This window comes from Cupriavidus sp. HPC(L), assembly GCF_000307735.3.
In the GTDB taxonomy this organism is placed as follows: domain Bacteria; phylum Pseudomonadota; class Gammaproteobacteria; order Burkholderiales; family Burkholderiaceae; genus Cupriavidus.
Genome location: NZ_AMPR02000281.1, coordinates 1 through 3,119, shown reverse-complemented (window position 1 = coordinate 3,119; position 3,119 = coordinate 1). Strand labels below are relative to the sequence as shown.

Below are 3,119 nucleotides of genomic sequence, written 5' to 3'. Positions count from 1 at the left end.
ATGGCGGCGACAGCGGCGTTCGGATGGCGGCAAGACTGCCGCCCCACCCCCTCCCCGCCGGCCCGCGCCAAGGCCCCGGCCTGCTTCCTGCTTGAGCGTACGCCCGCAGCCGGCCATGGCGCGGGCGCTCCGTGAGACCGGCCTGTCGACCCCGACTGGCGGCCCCGCCTGGCGAAGACAAACGGTATATGGAAGAAATCAGAATCCGTGGGGCCCGTACCCACAATTTGAAGAACATCAATCTCGATCTGCCGCGCAACAAGCTGATCGTGATCACCGGCCTGTCGGGATCGGGCAAGTCCTCGCTCGCCTTCGACACGCTGTACGCAGAAGGCCAGCGCCGCTACGTCGAATCGCTGTCGGCCTACGCGCGCCAGTTCCTGCAGCTAATGGAGAAGCCGGACGTCGACCTGATCGAAGGCCTGTCGCCGGCGATCTCGATCGAGCAGAAGGCAACCAGCCACAACCCGCGCTCGACGGTCGGCACCGTCACCGAGATCCACGACTACCTGCGCCTGCTGTACGCGCGCGCCGGCACGCCGTACTGCCCGAACCACGACCTGCCGCTGCAGGCCCAGAGCGTGTCGCAGATGGTCGACGCGGTGCTGGCGCTGCCCGAGGACACCAAGCTGATGATCCTGGCGCCGGTGGTGGCCGACCGCAAGGGCGAGCACACCGACCTGTTCGACACGATGCAGGCGCAGGGCTTCGTCCGTTTCCGCATCCGCTCGGGCGGCGGCGCCGCGCACGAGGCGCAGGCCAAGGTCTACGAGGTCGATGCGCTGCCCAAGCTGAAGAAGACCGAGAAGCACAGCATCGAAGTGGTGGTCGACCGCGTCAAGGTGCGGCCGGACATCAAGCAGCGGCTGGCCGAATCGTTCGAGACCGCGCTGCGGCTGGCCGACGGCCGGGCGATCGCGCTCGAGCTGGACAGCGGCGCCGAGCACCTGTTCAGCTCGAAGTTCGCCTGCCCGATCTGCTCGTACTCGTTGCCCGAGCTCGAGCCGCGGCTGTTCTCGTTCAACAACCCGATGGGCGCCTGCCCGAGCTGCGACGGCCTGGGCCAGATCACGTTCTTCGATCCGAAGCGGGTGGTGGCCTTCCCCAACCTGTCGCTGGCCTCTGGCGCGATCAAGGGCTGGGACCGCCGCAACCAGTTCTATTTCCAGATGCTGCAGAGCCTGGCGGCGTTCTACGACTTCGACCTGGACGCCGCCTTCGAGGACCTGCCGGCCGAGGTGCAGCAGGTGGTGCTGCACGGCTCGGGCGAGACCGAGATCCCGTTCACCTACATGAACGAACGCGGCCGCACCACCACGCGCTCGCACGTGTTCGAAGGGATCATCCCCAATCTGGAGCGCCGCTACCGCGAGACCGACTCGGTCGCGGTGCGCGAGGAACTGGCCAAGTACCAGAACAACCAGCCCTGCCCCGCCTGCCACGGCACGCGCCTGCGCACCGAGGCCCGCCACGTCAAGGTCGGCGACGGCGAACAGGCGCGCGCGATCTTCGAGATCAGCGGCTGGCCGCTGCGCGACGCGCTGACCTGGTTCCTGACGCTGCAGCTGCAGGGCGCCAAGCGCGAGATCGCCGACAAGATCGTGCGCGAGATCTCGGCGCGGCTGAACTTCCTGAACAACGTCGGTCTCGACTATCTGTCGCTGGAGCGCAGCGCGGACACGCTGTCGGGCGGCGAGGCGCAGCGCATCCGCCTGGCCTCGCAGATCGGCTCGGGGCTGACCGGCGTGATGTACGTGCTCGACGAGCCGTCGATCGGCCTGCACCAGCGCGACAACGACCGGCTGATCGGCACGCTCAAGCATCTGCGCGACATCGGCAATTCGGTGCTGGTGGTCGAGCACGACGAGGACATGATCCGCGCCAGCGACTATGTGGTCGACATCGGCCCGGGCGCGGGCGTGCATGGCGGCCAGATCGTCGCCGAGGGCACGCCGCCGCAGATCGAAGCCTCGCCGGCCTCGCTGACCGGACAGTACCTGTCGGGCGAACTCAGCATCGAGGTGCCGGCTACGCGCACGCCGCCCGATCCGGAACGGATGCTGCGGATCCTGAACGCCAGCGGCAACAACCTGAAGCAGGTCAACGCCGAGATTCCCGTCGGCCTGCTGACCTGCGTGACCGGCGTCTCGGGCTCGGGCAAGTCGACGCTGATCAACGACACGCTGTATCCGGCGGTGGCGCGCCATCTGTACGGCTCGACGCCGGAACCGGCGCCGCACGACCGCATCGACGGACTCGAGCACTTCGACAAGGTCATCAACGTCGACCAGAGCCCGATCGGCCGCACGCCGCGATCGAATCCGGCCACCTATACGGGCCTGTTCACGCCGATCCGCGAGCTGTTCGCCGGCGTGCCGTCGGCGAAGGAGCGCGGCTACGATCCGGGCCGCTTCTCGTTCAACGTCAAGGGCGGGCGCTGCGAGGCCTGCCAGGGCGACGGCGTGCTCAAGGTCGAGATGCACTTCCTGCCCGATGTCTACGTGCCCTGCGACGTCTGCCACGGCAAGCGCTACAACCGCGAGACGCTGGAGGTGCTGTACAAGGGCAGGAACATCTCGGAGGTGCTGGAGCTGACGGTCGAGCAGGCGCACGAGTTCTTCAGCGCGGTGCCGGTGGTCCGGCGCAAGCTGCAGACGCTGCTCGATGTGGGGCTGGGCTATATCCGGCTGGGCCAGGCCGCGACCACGCTGTCGGGCGGCGAGGCGCAGCGGGTCAAGCTGTCGCTGGAGCTGTCCAAGCGCGATACCGGCCGCACGCTGTACATCCTCGACGAGCCGACCACCGGCCTGCACTTCCACGATATCGCGCTGCTGCTCAAGGTCATCCACAAGCTGCGTGACCAGGGCAATACCGTGGTCATCATCGAACACAACCTCGATGTGATCAAGACCGCGGACTGGGTGCTGGACCTGGGCCCCGAGGGCGGGGCCGGCGGCGGGCAGATCATCGCGCGCGGCACGCCGGAGGACATCGCCGCCAGCAAGGCGAGCTTCACCGGCAAGTATCTGGCGCCGTTGCTGAAGCGCCCGGTGGAACAGGCCCCGGCGCAGGCCCGGGCACGGGTCAGGCGCCGCTGACGCGCGGAGGCGCCCTGCCCT

1 protein-coding gene is annotated in these 3,119 nt (G+C 68.1%); it reads left to right on the top strand.

The features are described from left to right. Positions 1–188 precede the first annotated feature (188 nt). The gene (uvrA, locus tag B551_RS15670) at positions 189–3,098 is read left to right on the top strand and encodes an excinuclease ABC subunit UvrA (RefSeq protein WP_023264487.1); all 2,910 of its coding nucleotides are present in this window, start codon (positions 189–191) and stop codon (positions 3,096–3,098) included. The last annotated feature ends 21 nt before the right edge of the window (positions 3,099–3,119 follow it).